The sequence below is a fragment of the Weissella viridescens genome, from assembly GCF_001437355.1.
GTDB lineage: Bacteria > Bacillota > Bacilli > Lactobacillales > Lactobacillaceae > Weissella > Weissella viridescens.
Genome location: NZ_JQBM01000002.1, coordinates 155871 through 174986, shown reverse-complemented (window position 1 = coordinate 174986; position 19116 = coordinate 155871). Strand labels below are relative to the sequence as shown.

Here is a 19116-nt window from a genome sequence, read left to right as displayed (position 1 = left end):
CACCCCACAAAAAAAGGATGATTGCCCTGAGGCAAGCATCCGTTTATTTTTAATGAACGTAACGATTTAAGAAACCGTCAACAGTCTGCTCATATTGCACAACATCTTTACGATAAGCTTCCATGTGGTCAGCATTTGGCACAAGTAATTTTTCCTTTGGCCCATTTGCTGCATGATATACCTGATCCAACATGTATGATGGTACAAAGTCATCCTCCGCTCCATGGATAAAGAGCATTGGACGATCATTGCGTTGCACAGCCTTCACGGCATCAGCTTGTCCATATGAATATCCTGCAATAATCTTTGAATACACAGACATAATACTGATGATTGGTTGAGCCAACCATTTTGGAATATTGTAGAGCGAGTTAGCTTCATAGACAAGCTCATCTCGAACACTTGTGTAACCACAATCCTCAATGAAGGCTTTAACTTGTTTAGGCGGATTCATACCAGAAAGAATCATCGTTGTGGCACCACCCAATGAAGTCCCATAGACGACAATCTCACTCTTAGGATTATCTGCGACAAGTCGTTTAATCCACTTCATATAATCCTTTGCTTCCAGATACCCGTAACCAATGAAACTTCCTTGTGACGCTCCGGCTGACCGGTTATCAGTAAGGAGGACATTGTAGCCTTGATTATGCATGAGATTAGCATATGGAATCACTTCACGATGATCAACCGAGAAACCATGAATCACAATGGCCGTTTTGTTGGTTTTACGTGTAGCAGGAATATACTGCCCTTTTAATTTCAAACCGTCATCCGTTTTCATTGAAACATCTTTTTTATTTGGCACTTTAGCCCACTGTTGCTTTTGCTTTGACAACGGATCTGACTTTGGTGTTTGTTTTTCAGTCACAAAACTTTTATCGGCCCGCACCTCCGCCACATAAAAGAAACCGGCTGCGGCAACCATCAATAAGACGACAACACCTAACACCGCCATGCCTAGCATTTTAACTGTTTTCCCCATTCATTCTCAATAAACTCAATCTAAATGAGTTTATCATCCTCCAATCTATGAAAAAGATTTATAATTGCAATAACAATCCATTATAACCAATTCAACGTCAAAATAAAATGTATAGGGCGTTAACTAATTCACTTATTTTGATTTAGGTCGCGTTTTACTTGATAACTATGATACAATATTAGAAAAAAATGAGAGGTGTTTCATGGCATATTCTGAAAATTGGAATCTTGAAGGTATTTACCCTGGTGGCGTTACCGGAGAAGCTTTCCAAACTAAACTGGCAACAATTCAATCTCAAATCGAGGATCTAACGCATGCCGTTGCATCTTATCAACCAACACAAGACAATGATTTCAAGGAATTAATTAACCTAACGTCATTAGTCCAAACACTTGAAAGTGGTCTTAAAACCGTTAACACCTATATTAATGGTTTAATCTCAGCTGATTATACGAATCCAACTTACCGTCCATACGATAACAAAGTTCAAGCATTAGCAGCAGCTTACAACCAACCCCTAAATGCCTATAAGGCTTTATTGGCTGAGTTTGATGATGCAACATTTGCCAAGATTTTAGCCGACCCTGCTTTGACTGATGTTGCTTTTACATTGAATGAAATGCGCCATAGTGCCCAACGCTTGGGCGATGCATCGACCGAAGCTTTGCTTGATCAACTCCGTTTGGACGGGATTAAAGCATGGTCAAGCCACTATGACGTGGTTGCCTCAACGTTAAGCATGCCATTCACCGATGAACATGGTGCGACAAAAACGATTTCCGCCGGACAAGCACTTAACATGTTGGATGGTTATCCCGATAATCAAGCTCGTGCAGGATTGATGGATGGTTACGAGAAGATGTGGGGCGATGCGCAAACAATTACTGCCGATACGTTGAATCATTTAGCCGGTGCGCGTCTAACCGAACAAAAAGCCCACCATTATGATAATTATCTCGAACAACCACTTGAATTAAACCGGATGTCGCAAGAAACGCTTGATGCGATGTGGCAAGTCGTCGATGCCAATAAGGACATGTTTAAAGCCTACTTTGCCCGCAAGGCAGAACTACTTGGCTTGGATAGCATTGGGTGGCAAGATCAAGTTGCGCCATTAACACACGTTGGAGACTACCAACCACATTCTTTGAGTTATGACGATGCAGCCAATTTCATTGTGCAGAACTTTGGAAAATACTCACAGAAAATGGCCGACTTTGCGCAATCAGCCTTTGATAACCACTGGATTGAAGCCGAAGATCGTCCTGGTAAGCAACCTGGTGGCTGGATGGATACGCTCCCTGACATTCATGAATCACGGATTTTCTTAACCTTTACTGGTTCGGTTAACGATGCGGCAACGATTGCTCACGAATTGGGGCACGCATTCCATTCAAGTCTATTAACTGACCTACCCGTTTGGCGAGATGATTACGCGATGAATGTTGCTGAAACAGCTTCAACTTTTGCTGAAATGTTAATTGCTGATGCCAATGTGCAACAAGCTCAATCTGATGCTGAAAAGGTTGTTTTGCTTGATGCCAAGATGACTAATCCAGTAGCAATGTTTATGAACATTCGTGCCCGTTTCTTGTTTGAAAACAAATTCTATCAAGAACGCGAAAACGGTTATGTCCCTGCTGAGCGCTTAAATGAAATCATGGATGTAGCCCAAGCAGAGGCTTTCGATGATATTTTGGATAAGCGTCATCCCCATTTCTGGTCATCAAAATTACACTTTTACATTGATGACATTCCTTTCTATAACTTCCCTTATACCTTTGGTTACCTCTTTAGTTCAGGCATTTACGCCTGGGCACAAAGCCAAAAGGACTTTGAAGCATCATACATTAGCTTGTTACGTGACACTGCTAACATGTCTACTGAAGAGTTGGCAAAGAAGCACCTCGGTGTGGATTTGACCGAACCAGACTTCTGGCAAGCCGGAGCTGATTTGATTAAACAAGATATTGATGAATTCATCAGCCTTTCTGACCAATTTGTTAAATAATAAAATAAGCTATAAAAGCCGGCCTTGTTAGAAATAACAAGGTCGGCTTTTTACTTAATTACTTGACTAATTTGAGTGATGTTAGTCCCACAGAAAAAAAGCATAAACCAGTAATTAAATATTGTAATTCTACTTGTCCAAGGGGATGCGCTAGTTGCAGCGCGTACACAACATTCGTCATACCAACACTAGCGGCCGCGATATGCCACCAGCGAGGCGCTAGGTCTTTTGATGCAAACAAGCAAGCTCCCGTCAAACAAGCACATTCGAAACGATAAAAATGTGTCGTCCCTTGCCATAGCATCAGGCTAAATACCATGCTTAACCCCAGTAGAAAATATATCCAATTTAAATAACGTGAAATTACCATAATTCAATCCATCCATTGTTCCGTTGTCGATCACGTGAGTCAATGACTCGTGCTAAGACAGAACCTGGTGAGCTATAAGCTAAGGCAAAATCAGTTGCTAAGTTAGCATATCCGGCCGCTCGACCAAGTCCCATCGCTTTGAGTTTGCGACTCACGCGTTGTTGAACGAACCGTTTTGCCGCTGCCTTCCCCTTACGTCGAACTAAAGCTGCTGCTGCACCAACGCCACCACCAACACTGGCAGCAATGACCACATCTAAGGCAATACCCAACACACGAGTCGACACACGCCCATGGCGCGCAGCAGGCACCTGTTCACCTGATACTACACCTTGATGATTTGCATTAATGGCTTGAATTAACAAAGTTGTTGCCTGCTCAACATCCCCATAGTAAGCCTGCTTCGAATCAAATAAACCACGCATAATCTTCAACGCCGCTGCTTCATCGCTTGGGCTCGGTAGATTGAGTTGTTGGATTCGACTTTTCAAGCCAGCCTCAAATTTTGTAAGTTCGGTTGCCGTCATCAGCTGCACATCTAATTTACCACCAATCGATAAATCAGGTTGTCCTGTAGATTGTGTCAGGTTGGTTTGAGTAAGCGCTGCTGCACCAATGTCAGTCGGTGGCACCAGACTTGGTACCGTGGCTGCTAACAAAACGGTTGCTGCTGTTGTAAGTGTCATTTGTCGCATCAATTGCATATTCGTCCCCCCTATATTGTGTCAATTCACGTATACAATCATTCCCCTCCTTGTTTTGATTACCACCTTTTGGTGACATAATATAGACGAAAGTGCACTTGTTTTTTGTACAATTTGACTTAAATAAATTATCTGATTCCGTGTTCGGAAACCATAACGGTCATTTTGCTTTTTCATGGCTAAGATTTCGACAAGACGACCACATATGTCAACTTCATGATTTTGTTGACCTTATGTATAAAAAAAAAGCGTTTAAAATCATTTTCAATGATTTCAAACGCTTATCTTTGTTTCTGGTGTTAACTAATTATTGCACGCGATAAATTTTCTCATCAATCAAGTCAAATTGTGGTCGGGTCGCATTGATTGCGGTTAAATCCTTTAGTTTGGCATTCTGCCAAAAAGTGCGCGAATCAGTTGCCCCATCTCTTTCCCCAATTACCAAAAACTCGAGACTCGGATATTTCTGACGTAATAATTGAAGTACCTGCCAGTCGATTTCACTCGTGTCAGGTGCCCAACTCATCAGAACTACTTCAACTTCAGTACCATAACGTTCAATGGCCTCAAGGGCACTCAATGATTCAACGTCAATGACTGGCTGAACTGCTGTTATTGGTTGATTTAACCAATCTTGATTATCTGTGACATATAGTTTCTGATTAGGTTGTAGAGCTTGCAAGCCCGCGCTTAAGTACCCCTGTCCTGCCATGATTTCTAAGGTTGGTCGTCCATTTAGATACTGACTCAAAGCGGTTAAAAATTGAGGTGTTAAATACGCATACATATTGAAGTCTTCGATAAATTCATCACGAATATTCTGTAAACAATAATCGACTTGTTCTAGCGCCTCGCGCTGGTCTGCCCATACTTGATTCCCGTGTTCAGGATCATCCGGATAACGTGCTAGAATCTCGGCCTGAACCGCAAGAATATCGTCCGAAGTAATTTCCATCGCATTTAGTGTCGGTGGATAAAAACCTTGATTAATCGCACGGACACTCTGCTGAGCTAGGGATATTTTTTGTTTGACGGTCGGGACATTTTGGAATTGTAATAAAAAATCAGCTAGAGCATCGAGATAATCGATGTACTCTAACTGACGTCCCGGACCAAATGATAACTGTTGTTCTGACATCATTTTGGCTCCTAAAAAAGGTTTTCTTGATGGTTGATCATGACATCTCCATCACTCATATCTACGGCTGGGTTTAAGTAGGCATTTACATATTGGAAAATATCAAACCGTTGTTGATCAGTTAACGGTTTCCCATTAAAATCAATTTCCTTACCTGATAGAAAGAGTAAGGATAGGTCTGTTTTTTCGGCCATCGTTCGTCCAACTAAAAAGTCCAACGATACCTCAAAAAAGTCTGCCAATTTGCAGACTTCCAAATACGAAGGTGATCGATCACCGCGTTCCCAGTTACCGATTTGCGCTGCCGTATTTGGTTTTTGACCTGGATCTAGCTGTTCATTCATGGCATCAGCTAAATTTTCCAATGTGATACCACGGCCTTTTCGTAATTCACGCAAACGATCTGGAAACATGATGTGCCCTCGATTTCCCTTTACTTAAATTTAATAATCATAACTATGACCATTTTACCGAACTCTCCGTTATTTTTCCACAGTTTTCTGTGGAAAAAGGCACAGAATTTAATCGACTTGAGGTACCATTAACACCGTCACATCAACTGTCACACGCTGCAGAGGTGTGCTTTCTGCTAGGGCTTGGGCTTCAGGGCGGGCACCCCAATGTAATGGTGTCATGTGTAACAGATCAACATATTTATCGGCTGGGATATCCCAAGTATACGTAACGGTCTGTTGGCTAGCTTGCGGATAACGTTCCATAAAGCGTGTTAGTACCTTTTCATTACTATACGTATGATTACTTGAATCAACTGGATAGAGCATTTCACGTAATTCATGTAAATAGCCTGCATTAGGTATCACTTTAACTAGCCGTCCACCTGGTTTTAACACACGGTTAAATTCGTCATAAGCACTTGGTGAAAAGAATTCAACGATAGCGTCCAAGCTATTTTCGTTAAAGGGCAAGTGTGCTAAGTCAGCCACCATAAAAAAAGCCGGTGAATCTAGTTGCGTTCCGAGATTAACGCCAGCTTTTGAAATATCAAAGCCGATTCCCACATCTTGATTGTGGCGTAAATCTAATAATTTGGCGAGCGGTGTACCTTCCCCTGTCCCCACATCTAAGAGCGTTTGTGGGTCAGTGGGGAGTTGGTCTGCAACAGCCTTAATAATGCCGTCAAATAACCCTGCAGAGAGTACACGTCGGCGTGCTTCAAGCATGGCATCATCGTATTCAGTATCAACGGCATGGTTAAGAAAATTTAGGCTCCCTTTCTTATTCACATCAATAGTATGCCCATTCGGACAAATTAATGTATGTGCCTCGACACGTTCATACGGTTCGCGACAAGTTGGGCACTGAAACAGGTGGGCATGTTCCCGCACAAAAGCAGTCCCTTGATCAATTTTTTTCATTTACTTTAGTCCCTAACATTCGATTTAATACTGTTAAGTATACCGCATTTTAAGATGCACGCAAAAAAGCACCCAGTAAACTGGATGCTTTTATTTGATTTAGGCTTCAAAGCCTTCAGTTGTCATTGATGCTTCAAAAATCTTAACAACATCGCTTGGTTGCAAACTTACGTAAGCATGCTTATCAAGTTGTCCAACCTTAACGGCTGACTCAGCCATTGCTTGGAAGTGTTCATCTGAATCGATACCAACTTCTGGTAATGTCATTGGGACATCAAGACTCTTAATCCAATCGTATGTCTTTTGGATAGCTGCTTTAGCCACAGTCATGTCATCGTCACCAGTTAGGTGCCAAACGTTTCGTCCGTATTGTGCAAACTTTGGTGCTGTTTCAGCGCTCAAAACATATTGCATCCAACGTGGAGTCAAAATACCAAGACCAACCCCATGGGTAATATCGTAGTAAGCTGAGACTTCGTGTTCAATTGGGTGCACTGTCCAACCGTTTTCATTACCAAGACCCACAATACCGTTCAAAGCCATGGTTGAGGCCCACATCAAGTTAGCGCGAGCGTCGTAGTTTTCAGGTTCTTGCAAAGCTGTATCGGCCCACTTAATGTCAGCACGCATGATACCTTCTTTAAGGCCGTCTTGCACGTCCTTGTTTGCAGCATTATCAAAGTATTGCTCAAACAAGTGTGACATAATGTCGATCGCACCAGCTGCAGTTTGCCACTTAGAGACTGAGTAAGTTAACTCAGGATCTTCAAATGATACCGCTGGTGACTTAGGACCATAGGTACCCAACTTTTGGTTTGTTTCTGGGTTTGAAATAACTGAACCGTAGTTCATTTCAGTTCCAGTTGCTGCCAAAGTTAAAATATCGACAACAGGGACTTGGTCAATTTCTTTACGGAGACTAGGATTGATAACAAGGTCCCAAGGATCGCCTTCGTAGAACTTCGCTGAGCCAATTACCTTGCTGGCATCGATGACAGAACCACCACCAACAGCCAAAATAACGTCAACATTTTCAGCTTTGGCAATTTTTTGTCCCTCACGAACAGAATCAATCTTTGGATTTGGCGCAATGCCGCTTAATTCGAAGATATCAAAACCACCAAGTAAGTCTTTCACTTGATCATAAAGGCCGTTTTTCTTAATTGAACCACCACCATACGTCAAAAGGACACGCTTACCAAAGCGTTCCAAAACTGGTCGTAATTCTGATTGAATACGATCATGGCCAAAATGGATTTCTGTTTTATTTACATAAGTAAAATCTTGCATATTGTGCCTCCCAGCATTGATTTTCATTAACAATTTGTAAGTACCATTATGACACACTTATTTAGAAAATTAAACCGTAAATGAAAAAACTCACTGACAAATTGTCAGTGAGTTTTTAACATTATTCCGTAGTCTCACCCATTGCATTTGCAATGTCTGAGGTTGATGGAATATTTGAACCATCGTCATTAGATACAACAGGTTCTGCTACTACTTCAGGTTGAACAGCTTGGTATTCCTTCATACCAGTACCAGCTGGAATCAACTTACCAATAATAACGTTCTCCTTCAATCCAATCAATGGATCATTCTTACCGCGGATCGCAGCATCCGTCAAGACACGAGTTGTTTCTTGGAATGAAGCGGCAGACAAGAATGAGTTTGTTTCCAATGAAGCCTTAGTAATACCAAGCAATACTGGACGACCAGTAGCTGGCAACTTGCCTTCAAACAAAGGCTTTGTGTTAGCTTCACGGAATTCAGCAATGTCCATCAATGTTCCTGGCAATAGTTCAGTATCACCTGGATCCATGACACGCACCTTACGGAGCATTTGACGAGCCATTACTTCGACGTGCTTATCGCCGATTTCAACACCTTGCATACGGTAAACCTTTTGAACTTCGTCCACAAGGTAGTTTTCTGTAGCAAGTGTATCACGCACTTCAATCATTTCCTTAGGATCAGCAGATCCTTCGTTCAATGTTTGACCACGGTGAATGTGATCACCTTCGGCAACACGCATGCGGGCTGCCATTGGCAATGTGTAAGTACGCGTATCAGTATCACCTTCAACGGTAACTTCCTTAGTACGATCAGCAGGATTTTCTTCGATTGACTTGATTTCTCCAGTCACTTCAGAAATCACGGCACGACCCTTAGGGTTACGTGCTTCAAAGATTTCTTGCACACGAGGAAGTCCTTGCGTGATATCGTTTCCGGCAACACCACCGGTGTGGAACGTACGCATCGTCAATTGTGTACCAGGTTCTCCGATTGATTGAGCGGCAACAGTTCCAGCTGCTTCACCAACTTCGACAATATCACCGGTAGCCATGTTACGACCGTAGTCCTTAACACAGACACCGTGTTCAGTATTACAAGTAAAGGCTGAACGGATATTAACAGTTGTGATACCAGCATTAAGAATTTGTTGTGCCTTAGCTTCATCAATCATTTCGTTGTGCGCAACGATTGTTTCACCAGTTTCTGGATCAATAACAGACTTTTGTGCGAAACGACCCAAGATACGGTCATAAAGTGGTTCAACAACTTCATTACCGTTCATGATGGCAGAAACATCCAATCCACGATCGCTTCCACAATCGTCTTCACGGATAATAACGTCTTGCGCAACGTCAACCAAACGACGTGTCATATAACCAGAATCGGCCGTCTTCAAGGCCGTGTCGGTCATACCCTTACGAGCTCCGTGGGTAGAGAAGAACATCTCCAACACAGATAGACCCTCACGGAAGTTTGAAATGATAGGCAATTCCATGATACGTCCATTAGGAGCAGCCATCAATCCACGCATTCCAGCAAGTTGAGAGAAGTTAGAGATATTACCACGGGCTCCTGAATCAGACATCATGAAGATGTTGTTATCAGGTTCGAAGTGAGCGATTAGTTGCTCAGTAATATCATCCTTAGCCTTATTCCAAATTGCAATAACACGTTCATAACGTTCGTCATCAGTAATCAAACCACGACGGAATTGCTTTGTCACTGTTGCAACTTGCTTGTGAGCAGCTTCAACAATGGCTGGCTTTTCCTTCAATTCGGTAACGTCAGCCATACCAACCGTCAAACCTGACTTAGTTGAAATGTCATAACCCAAATCCTTCATACGGTCCAAAAGCAATGAAGTTTCAGTAACCTTATAAATCTTGTAGATTTGTGCAATGATATCTGACAAGTATCCCTTGTTGAATGGTGCCAAAATCTTTGTGTTAGCAAAGTAATCATTGATGTCGGCTCCCGCATCCAAGAGGAAGCGTTCGTCGATCTTTTCAAAGTTAGCAGGATTTGATTCATTTAAGTATGGGAAGTCAGAAGGTAGAATCTCGTTAAAGAATAACTTACCAACTGAAGTCACCATAATCTTTTGACGTTGTTCGTCAGTGAATGGCTTTTCAGCAGGGAATGAAGACGTTTGGATACCAACACGAGAATGTAGGTGTACATAACCGTTTTGGTAAGCGGTACGTGCTTCATCAACACTACTAAAGACCATACCTTCACCTTCACGACCAGCTTCTTCAGTCGTTAGGTAATAGTTACCGATAACCATGTCTTGTGATGGTGTAACGATAGGCTTTCCGTCCTTAGGTGCCAAAATGTGTCCAGCGGCAAGCATTAGCAAACGTGCTTCAGCTTGAGCTTCATCTGACAAAGGTACGTGAATGGCCATTTGGTCCCCATCAAAGTCGGCGTTATAAGCTTCACAGACCAATGGGTGCAAACGCATCGCCTTACCTGAAACCAAAACTGGTTCAAAGGCTTGGATACCAAGACGGTGCAATGTTGGGGCACGGTTCAATAGAACTGGATGCTCCTTGATAACATCTTCGACAACATCCATAACGTCGTCATCACGACGGTCAATCTTACGCTTAGCGGCACGGATGTTACCAGCTAAGTTACGTTCTACCAATTCATGCATGATGAATGGGCGGAACAATTCGATAGCCATTGGCACAGGAAGTCCCATTTGGTTCATCTTCAAGAAAGGACCAACGTCGATAACAGAACGTCCAGAATAGTCAACACGCTTACCAAGCAAGTTTTGACGGAAACGTCCTTGCTTACCCTTAAGCATGTGTGACAAAGACTTCAATGGACGGTTACCAGGACCAGTAACAGGACGTCCACGACGACCGTTATCGACCAAGGCATCAACCGCTTCTTGAAGCATACGCTTTTCGTTTTGCACGATAATACCAGGCGCGTTCAATTCCAACAAACGCTTCAAACGATTGTTTCGGTTGATAACACGACGGTACAAGTCGTTCAAGTCAGAAGTGGCAAAACGGCCACCTTCTAGTTGAACCATTGGACGCAAGTCAGGTGGGATAATTGGAATAACATCCATAACCATCCATTCTGGCTTGTTACCAGAAGTTGCAAAGGCTTCAAGAATGTCCAAACGGCGAACCGCACGAACACGCTTTTGACCAGTCACTTCACGTAGGTCAGCCTTAAGTTGCTTAACTTCGGCATCTACGTCAACGTGTGACAACAACGTCTTAATCGCTTCAGCACCCATACCAGCTTCAAAGCCGTTACCGTACTCTTGCTTTAATTCACGATATTCACGTTCTGAAATGATTTGCTTTTCCGTCAATGGTGTATCACCAGGTTCAGTGACAACGTATGATGCAAAGTAAATGATTTCTTCCAATGAACGTGGTGACATATCCAAAACCAATCCCATACGTGATGGAATTCCCTTGAAGTACCAGATGTGTGATACAGGAGCGGCTAATTCAATGTGACCCATGCGTTCACGACGAACCTTTGAGGTTGTGACTTCGACACCACAACGATCACAAACGACACCCTTATAACGGATTCGCTTGTACTTACCACAGGCACATTCGTAATCTTTGGTAGGTCCAAAAATACGTTCATCGAAAAGCCCATCTTTTTCAGGCTTTAACGTACGATAATTGATTGTCTCGGGCTTTTTTACTTCACCATAAGACCAGCTGCGAATTTTGTTGGGACTAGCCAACCCAATTTGCATGCTTTCAAACTTATTGACATCGATCAATGGTTTGACCCCTTTCATAGGTTCATAGACAATCCAGTTTAGCAGACTAAACCTGCAAGCATGAATGCTGACATAATGGCAACGCTCATGCCTACAGGCTTAGCTCATGCTAAACCAGAAGACATTAATTTAGTCGATTAGACATTAATCTTCTTGATCGTTAGTGTTTGTAACACCTTGCGCATCAGGAGAAGTTTCGGCAGCATCTTCTGCTCCATCAGTTTCAACTCGTTTCTTCTTCAAGTCAACAACTGAATCGTCACCTTCTTCTTCATCCAAATCACGCAAATCAATCTCAGATTCATTTGCATCAAGGACCTTCATATCAAGACCAAGCGCTTGCAATTCCTTAACCAAAACTCGGAATGATTCAGGCACACCTGGCTTTGGAATTTGTTCACCCTTAACGATGGCTTCATAAGTCTTAACACGTCCAACAACGTCATCCGACTTATAAGTCAAGATTTCTTGAAGTGTGTGCGCAGCACCATAAGCTTCAAGGGCCCAAACTTCCATTTCACCGAAACGCTGTCCCCCGAATTGCGCCTTACCACCAAGTGGTTGTTGCGTAACAAGTGAGTAAGGTCCGATTGAACGGGCGTGAATCTTATCGTCGACCATGTGGGCCAACTTCATATAGTGCATAACTCCGACCGCAATACGCTTGTCAAAGGCTTCTCCGGTACGACCATCATACAAGATTGTCTTACCATCGCCTGGCAAACCAGCTTCTTCAACCGCATCCCAGATATCTGTGTCGCGGGCCCCGTCAAAGACAGGTGAGGCAACGTGGATACCAAGTTCGCGAGCAGCCATTCCCAAGTGCAATTCAAGCACTTGTCCGATATTCATACGAGATGGCACACCCATTGGTGACAACATAATGTCAACTTGAGTTCCATCTGGTAGGTATGGCATATCTTCTGAAGGAACAACCATTGAAACCGTTCCCTTGTTACCGTGACGTCCGGCCATCTTGTCACCAACTTGAATCTTACGACGTTGGGCAATGTAGACACGAACCATCATGTTAACACCAGGTGACAATTCATCACCGTTTTCACGTGTGAAGATACGAACGTCTTGCACGACTCCGCCACCACCGTGAGGAACACGCAATGATGTATCACGTACTTCACGAGCCTTTTCACCAAAGATGGCGTGGAGTAAGCGTTCTTCGGCTGAAAGTTCAGTCACACCCTTAGGCGTAACCTTACCGACCAAGATGTCACCATCTTCGACTTCAGCTCCAATACGGATAATTCCACGTTCATCCAAGTCACGAAGTTGTTCTTCACCAGTATTTGGAATTTCACGAGTAAATTCTTCAGGGCCAAGCTTTGTATCACGCGCCTCTGATTCATATTCTTCGATGTGGATTGACGTATAAACATCATCACGAATCAAACGTTCGTTGATGATGATGGCATCTTCGAAGTTATATCCTTGCCAAGTCATAAAGGCAACTAATGGGTTTTGTCCCAATGCCAATTCACCTTGTTCCATTGATGGACCATCAGCGATAACTTCATCAGCATCAACCTTGTCGCCAACCTTAACGATTGGGCGTTGGTTATAGTTCTTTCCGGCGTTAGAACGACGGAACTTCATCAACTTGTACTTATCTAGAGAACCATCTTCACGACGAATGCGGATTTCGCGTCCATCAACATATTCAACAGTTCCTGAGTAAGCAGCAACAACAGCAACACCGGCGTCATGGGCAGCCTTATATTCAATACCCGTACCAATTAATGGTGCATGTGGGTTGATCAAAGGAACCGCTTGACGTTGCATGTTGGCTCCCATCAAGGCACGATTTGAGTCATCGTTTTCCAAGAAAGGAATTGCAGCCGTGGCAACGGCAACCATTTGCTTAGGTGAAACGTCCATGTAGTCAACGTCTTCAATTGAAACTTCCATGTTTTCATCCGCATGACGCGCCAAAACAGTATCCGTTGCAAATGAACCGTCATCGTTTAAGACAGAGTTTCCTTGTGCGACGACAAAGTTATCTTCTTCGTCGGCCATCAAGTAATCAATCTTATCAGTCACCTTATGGTTATCCCATGAAACACGACGGTATGGTGTTTCAATGAATCCATAACGGTTAACACGGGCATAAGTGGCCAATGAATTGATCAACCCGATGTTAGGTCCTTCAGGCGTTTCAATTGGATCCATACGACCATAGTGTGTATAGTGAACGTCTCGAACTTCATATCCGGCACGGTCACGTGTCAAACCACCAGGTCCAAGGGCTGACAAACGACGCTTGTTAGTCAATTCACCCAATGGGTTTGTTTGATCCATGAATTGTGACAATTGTGATGAACCAAAGAATTCCTTGGTTGCAGCAACAACTGGACGAATATTAATCAATTGTTGTGGTGTCACTGTATCAGGATCTTGAATTGACATACGTTCGCGAACAACACGTTCCATACGGCTCAAACCGATACGGAATGTGTTTTGGAGCAATTCTCCAACACGGCGAACACGACGGTTACCCAAGTGATCGATATCGTCAGTTTGACCGATACCCATTTGTAGGTTCAAGAAGTAGTTCATTCCAGCGATGATATCAGCAGGTTGTAGATCACGAACTGATTCGTCAAAATGACCGTTACCAATCATTGGTAGCACATTTTCAGGATCATTAGGGTCTTGAACCATGATACGTTGTACAAGCATTGGCTTTGTCACAACAGCATCGTCTGATGGAATGTGTTCTTCCATCTTGAAGTCATCACGATCAAGGTATGGTGCCAAAACGCCCATAACCTTCTTATCGATTACAGTACCCTTTTCAAACAAAATTTCACCAGTATCTGGATCAGCTAATGTTTCACCAAGTGTCAAACCGATTAAACGTGACTTCAATGAAAGCTTTTTGTTCATCTTGTAACGTCCCACTGGAGCCAAGTCGTAACGACGTGGGTCAAAGAAACGGGCTGTTAGCAATGAACGAGATGAATCAGCAGTCTTAGGCTCACCGGGACGCAAACGTTCATAAACGTCCTTCAAAGCTTCTTCAACACGTGAATCATTGATGTCCTTGTGAACATCCTTATCAAGGGTCAAATTAATTGAATCATATTGATCCCCCAAAAGTTGTAAGATTTCTGAGTCAGAACCGAACCCAAGGGCACGGACCAATTCAGTCATAGGCAACTTACGGGTACGGTCGATACGAACATAGTCAAGTCCCTTGGCATCTGTTTCATATTCAAGCCATGCTCCACGGCTTGGAATATAAGTAGTTCCAAAGATTGGACGACCATTCTTATCAGCTTCTTCATTATAATAAACACCAGAAGAACGTACTAATTGAGAAACAATAACACGTTCGGCACCATTAATAATGAAGGTTCCTTGAGGTGTCATTAATGGGAAATCACCAAAGAAAACGTCTTGGGATTTGATTTCACCAGTCTCTTTATTCGTTAAACGTAGCGTTACGTGCAATGGTGCTGAATAATTTGCATCGTGGTTACGTGCTTCTTCAACTGTGTACTTAGGCTCCATGAGCTTATAGTCCACAAATTCCAATGACAACTTTCCTTGGAAATCTTCAATTGGCAAAATATCCGTAAACATTTCGCGCAATCCTTCATCCAAGAACCAGTTATATGAATCCGTTTGAATTTCAATCAAGTTTGGCAAATCAAGGACATCCTTAATTCGCGCATAACTACGACGAACACGGTGCTTACCGTATTTTACAAGCGTTCCTACCAAGTTCTCCACCTCACTTTGATTTGGCTAATTGTGTGCGATCGTTTCTTACAATTGTGTTACAATGCACCGAAACGACCCCGAAAAATCGCATTTTAAGCGCAAAAAAGACAAGAAGCATCCCCAATTTTTTAAAAATGCTTCCGTCTTTCTATTCGTTAACTTGGTTGGGACAATATTTCCAACCGAGCTACATTTTTTATACACAATTAAAACTAATTGATATTGTACAACAAAAAGCAAACAAAGACAAGGGCAGTGCATCTTCATTTGCTTTTTATCAGATTAGGCTTCAACTGGTGTTTTTGCCTTATTTTTTGCTTTGACTGTAATTGTAATGGCCCCTTGCTTTGCGCCAATCACAACCTGATCATCAGTTGTTACTTTACCAGAAAGTAACTCTTCAGAAAGTTTGTCCTCAACCTGTGTTTGTAATGCCCGGCGGATTGGTCGTGCACCATACTCTTCATCGTAACCAGCTTCGGCTACAACATCGATGGCAGCAGGTGTCATCTTAGCATCGACACCTTGCTCCTTAACACGATTCAACAATTCATCAGCCATTAGCTTAACCACTTGATGGATTTGAGGCTTCGTCAAACTGTGGAAGACCACAACTTCATCAATTCGATTAATAAATTCAGGTCGGAATGATTCCTTCACTGATTCATTAACCATTTGCTTCATCGCTTCATAATCATCACTAGCCGACGTCGCACCGAATCCAACCTTCTTTTCATCACGAATTCTGGTTGCCCCAAGGTTTGATGTCATGATAATGATGGTATTTCTAAAGTCGACCTTACGTCCCTTGGCATCTGTTAAGAACCCTTCATCGAAGACTTGTAACATCAAGTTATAGATGTCTGGATGTGCTTTTTCTGCCTCATCCAACAAGACGACAGAGTATGGGTGACGACGAACTTGTTCGGTCAATTGTCCTCCCTCATCGTAACCAACATAACCAGGAGCAGATCCGACTAAGCGACTTGATGAATAAGCTTCACGATACTCAGACATGTCGACACGAATCATATTCTCCTTCGAACCGAACATCGCCTCAGCTAATGTCTTAGCAAGCTCTGTTTTACCAGTTCCAGTTGGTCCTAGGAACATAAAGGTTCCAATTGGACGGTTTGGATCCTTCAATCCAGAGCGGGCACGTCGAATGGCACGTGATACAGCAGAAATTGCTTCGTCTTGACCAACCACATGTTCATGTAATACCTTTTCCAAATTAAGCAACCGTTGTTGCTCAGATTCTTCCATTTGCGTTAAAGGAATCCCTGTTTGTTCTGCAAGTACTTCATTAACATCATGCTCTGTGACCTTCAAATCATACTGAGGTTTAGCGCCTTCCGGAGCTGCATGCTTAGCTTGATAATCTTCAATCACAGCACGTTGATCCAATTCGTCTTGACGCAACTTTGCCGCAGTTTCAAAATCAAGGTCTTCAATCGCTTGCGTCTTAGTCTTTTGAATTTCTTTCAATTCATCTTGAAGCATCGCCAAAGGCGTTTTGTGTCCAGATTCTTCAATGCGGACCTTAGCAGCCGCTTCATCCATTAGGTCAATTGCCTTATCTGGCAAGAATCGATCACTGACATAACGGTCTGATAAACTTGCAGCATTTTCGATTGCCTTGTCTGTAATTGCAACTTGATGGTATTCTTCGTAACGTGGACGGAGACCCTTTAAAATTTCAATTGATTCAGGAACAGAAGGTTCTTCAACTTGAACCTTGGCAAAGCGACGTTCCAAAGCTGCATCAGCTTCAACATACTTTTGATACTCATCTAAAGTGGTTGCACCAATAGTTTGCAATTCACCGCGGGCCAAAGCTGGTTTCAAAATATCAGATGCTTCAATGGCACCATCGGCGCCACCAGCACCCATCAAGGTATGCAATTCATCAATGAACAATACAACATGTCCATCTTCACGAACTTCATCAATAATCTTTTTTACACGTTCTTCAAATTCCCCACGGAATTTTGTTCCGGCTACCAGTGAACCCATATCAAGCATCATCAAACGCTTGTTTGCTAAATCATCTGGCACTTCATGAGCCACCATCTTTTGGGCTAAGCCTTCAGCAATGGCTGTCTTACCTACACCAGGTTCCCCAATCAAGACTGGGTTATTCTTTGTTCGACGTGACAAGATCTGAATCGTACGCTTAATCTCTTCATCACGTCCAATCACAGGATCCATTTTCTTTTCACGGGCTTGGTCCGTTAAGTCACGAGCCAGTGAATCCAATAATGGGGTTCCCTCTTCTTGGGTGGCTTGGTTTCGGTTACCACGGTTCTGGCGACCATGTTTGCGTTCCTTAGGCGTTAAGCCAAGTTGGCTAATCAATGAACGTCGTAATTCGGCATTGTTAACCCCGAGGTTATGTAACATTCGGGTCGCTAAAATTGTTTCATCTGACAAAAGCGCTAACAAAATATCTTCCGTACCAACGCGTTCTTGTCCATATTCATCAGCTTGTTGGGCTGCCATTTGCAACATTTCTGCTGCCTTCGGAGAATAAGGGAGGTAACCAGCATCAGCTTCACGATTCAAATTACCATAACCAATGTTCAATTCAATTTCTTCACGAATTTCATCTTCATATCCGCCAGCCTTTTCAAGGGCTTTACCAGCAACTTCTTGACGTTCCATGGCTAAGGCCAACAAAAGATGTTCTGTCCCGACAGCCTGGTGTCTAAAGTATTTGGCTTGTTCTTGCGCTAAAATTAAAACCGTCTTGGCGCTATCTGTTAATTCTTTTTCCATATTATTCACGCTCACTTTCAAATCGTAACCGATTTAGTAGTTGACTCAATAAACGTGCCCGTAACTGTGCCTGTGCATCTTGCATGGCCAGCACTTCTAATGTCTCCTTACTCAATAATGTCTGCACTAAACACTTCTCGTGCTCAGTTAAGACATGCTCCCGTGTGAGACACGTCAAAATATCATTAGCCTGTTTCACCGTCACCTGACTTGGTAAATCTTGCAAAAGTGCTTCTATAAAATGTGCATCTGGTCCCACTGTCACTTTTGAGATGCGGATGTAACCACCACCACCTCGTTTTGATTCAACCAAATAGCCATTTTGCAAGGTAAACCGTGTCTTGATGACATAGTTAATTTGCGAAGGCACAACGTTGAAACGCGTTGCAATATCAGAACGTTTTAGTTCAACCTGATCAACGTCACGTAAGATTTCTTTTAAATAATCTTCGATGCAATCAGCCATACTGCGATCAGCCATCATCATGCCTCCTTTGACTAAGATTGACAATAATTATAAGCATCTATCGATTTAATGTCAACATTAGTCAAACTCAAAAAACACGACAATAAAAAACCATCAAGGACCTTGATGGTTTTTTGAATGATATGCACCTAGCAGGAGTCGAACCTGCAACCTTCTGATTCGTAGTCAGACACTCTATCCAATTGCGCTATAGGTGCAAAATATTCAATTATAAACAACGAACGAATTCGTTGTGATGCACCTAGCAGGAGTCGAACCTGTAACCTTCTGATTCGTAGTCAGACACTCTATCCAATTGCGCTATAGGTGCAAAATATTCAATTATAAACAACGAACGAATTCGTTGTGATGCACCTAGCAGGAGTCGAACCTGTAACCTTCTGATTCGTAGTCAGACACTCTATCCAATTGCGCTATAGGTGCAAAATATTCAATTATAAACAACGAACGAATTCGTTGTG

11 protein-coding genes and 3 tRNA genes are annotated in these 19116 nt (G+C 42.8%); 1 reads left to right on the top strand and 13 read right to left on the bottom strand.

Translation table 11 applies throughout. From position 1 onward, the window contains the following. Positions 1-49: 49 nt before the first annotated feature. Positions 50-985, bottom strand: a complete 936-nt coding sequence (locus IV50_RS03415) for an alpha/beta hydrolase (RefSeq protein ID WP_057745107.1) — start codon at positions 983-985, stop codon at positions 50-52. Between the two features lie 202 nt (positions 986-1187). On the opposite strand from IV50_RS03415, the gene IV50_RS03410 reads away from it, so the two are divergent. Further along, positions 1188-2996: a M3 family oligoendopeptidase gene (locus IV50_RS03410; RefSeq protein ID WP_057745104.1), complete on the top strand. Its 1809-nt coding sequence runs from the start codon at positions 1188-1190 to the stop codon at positions 2994-2996. Positions 2997-3359: 363 nt separating this feature from the next. On the opposite strand, the gene IV50_RS03400 is transcribed toward IV50_RS03410, so the two are convergent. The 12 genes from IV50_RS03400 to IV50_RS03345 all read right to left on the bottom strand — a co-directional run bounded on the left by IV50_RS03400 (position 3360) and on the right by IV50_RS03345 (position 19078). Beyond that, positions 3360-4070 carry a hypothetical protein gene (locus tag IV50_RS03400; RefSeq protein WP_057745099.1) on the bottom strand — a complete coding sequence of 237 codons (711 nt, stop codon included), beginning with the start codon at positions 4068-4070 and terminating at the stop codon, positions 3360-3362. A 307-nt stretch (positions 4071-4377) separates the two neighbouring features. Beyond that, positions 4378-5208, bottom strand: coding sequence for a hypothetical protein (locus tag IV50_RS03395; RefSeq protein ID WP_057745095.1), 831 nt, complete (start codon positions 5206-5208; stop codon positions 4378-4380). Positions 5209-5219: 11 nt separating this feature from the next. Continuing rightward, positions 5220-5621 (bottom strand): helix-turn-helix domain-containing protein, encoded by a 402-nt coding sequence (locus IV50_RS03390; protein ID WP_057745092.1) that lies wholly within the window; start codon positions 5619-5621, stop codon positions 5220-5222. Positions 5622-5729: 108 nt separating this feature from the next. Then, positions 5730-6584: a methyltransferase domain-containing protein gene (locus tag IV50_RS03385; RefSeq protein ID WP_057745087.1), complete on the bottom strand. Its 855-nt coding sequence runs from the start codon at positions 6582-6584 to the stop codon at positions 5730-5732. A 99-nt stretch (positions 6585-6683) separates the two neighbouring features. Then, entirely contained in the window at positions 6684-7874 is a 1191-nt protein-coding gene (locus tag IV50_RS03380; protein ID WP_057745086.1) for an iron-containing alcohol dehydrogenase, read from the bottom strand. Between the two features lie 121 nt (positions 7875-7995). Continuing rightward, positions 7996-11667 carry a DNA-directed RNA polymerase subunit beta' gene (gene rpoC, locus IV50_RS03375; RefSeq protein ID WP_057745083.1) on the bottom strand — a complete coding sequence of 1224 codons (3672 nt, stop codon included), beginning with the start codon at positions 11665-11667 and terminating at the stop codon, positions 7996-7998. 126 nt (positions 11668-11793) lie between these two features. Further along, positions 11794-15390, bottom strand: coding sequence for a DNA-directed RNA polymerase subunit beta (gene rpoB, locus IV50_RS03370; protein ID WP_057745080.1), 3597 nt, complete (start codon positions 15388-15390; stop codon positions 11794-11796). Positions 15391-15672: 282 nt separating this feature from the next. After that, positions 15673-18168 carry an ATP-dependent Clp protease ATP-binding subunit gene (locus IV50_RS03365; protein ID WP_057745077.1) on the bottom strand — a complete coding sequence of 832 codons (2496 nt, stop codon included), beginning with the start codon at positions 18166-18168 and terminating at the stop codon, positions 15673-15675. A gap of 1 nt (position 18169) precedes the next feature. Next, positions 18170-18649, bottom strand: a complete 480-nt coding sequence (locus tag IV50_RS03360; protein WP_082625990.1) for a CtsR family transcriptional regulator — start codon at positions 18647-18649, stop codon at positions 18170-18172. A 129-nt stretch (positions 18650-18778) separates the two neighbouring features. Further along, positions 18779-18852, bottom strand: a tRNA-Arg gene (locus IV50_RS03355). 39 nt (positions 18853-18891) lie between these two features. Further along, positions 18892-18965, bottom strand: a tRNA-Arg gene (locus IV50_RS03350). A gap of 39 nt (positions 18966-19004) precedes the next feature. Then, positions 19005-19078 (bottom strand) — tRNA-Arg (locus tag IV50_RS03345). Between the last annotated feature and the right edge of the window lie 38 nt (positions 19079-19116).

Excerpts from the sequence above, each read along its gene's own strand:
- IV50_RS03415 (WP_057745107.1), bottom strand. The coding sequence starts at position 985 with ATGGGGAAAACAGTTAAAATGCTAGGCATGGCGGTGTTAGGTGTTGTC.
- IV50_RS03410 (WP_057745104.1), top strand. The coding sequence starts at position 1,188 with ATGGCATATTCTGAAAATTGGAATCTTGAAGGTATTTACCCTGGTGGC.
- IV50_RS03400 (WP_057745099.1), bottom strand. The coding sequence starts at position 4,070 with ATGCAATTGATGCGACAAATGACACTTACAACAGCAGCAACCGTTTTG.
- IV50_RS03395 (WP_057745095.1), bottom strand. The coding sequence starts at position 5,208 with ATGTCAGAACAACAGTTATCATTTGGTCCGGGACGTCAGTTAGAGTAC.
- IV50_RS03390 (WP_057745092.1), bottom strand. The coding sequence starts at position 5,621 with ATGTTTCCAGATCGTTTGCGTGAATTACGAAAAGGCCGTGGTATCACA.
- IV50_RS03385 (WP_057745087.1), bottom strand. The coding sequence starts at position 6,584 with ATGAAAAAAATTGATCAAGGGACTGCTTTTGTGCGGGAACATGCCCAC.
- IV50_RS03380 (WP_057745086.1), bottom strand. The coding sequence starts at position 7,874 with ATGCAAGATTTTACTTATGTAAATAAAACAGAAATCCATTTTGGCCAT.
- rpoC (WP_057745083.1), bottom strand. The coding sequence starts at position 11,667 with ATGAAAGGGGTCAAACCATTGATCGATGTCAATAAGTTTGAAAGCATG.
- IV50_RS03365 (WP_057745077.1), bottom strand. The coding sequence starts at position 18,168 with ATGGAAAAAGAATTAACAGATAGCGCCAAGACGGTTTTAATTTTAGCG.
- IV50_RS03360 (WP_082625990.1), bottom strand. The coding sequence starts at position 18,649 with ATGGCTGATCGCAGTATGGCTGATTGCATCGAAGATTATTTAAAAGAA.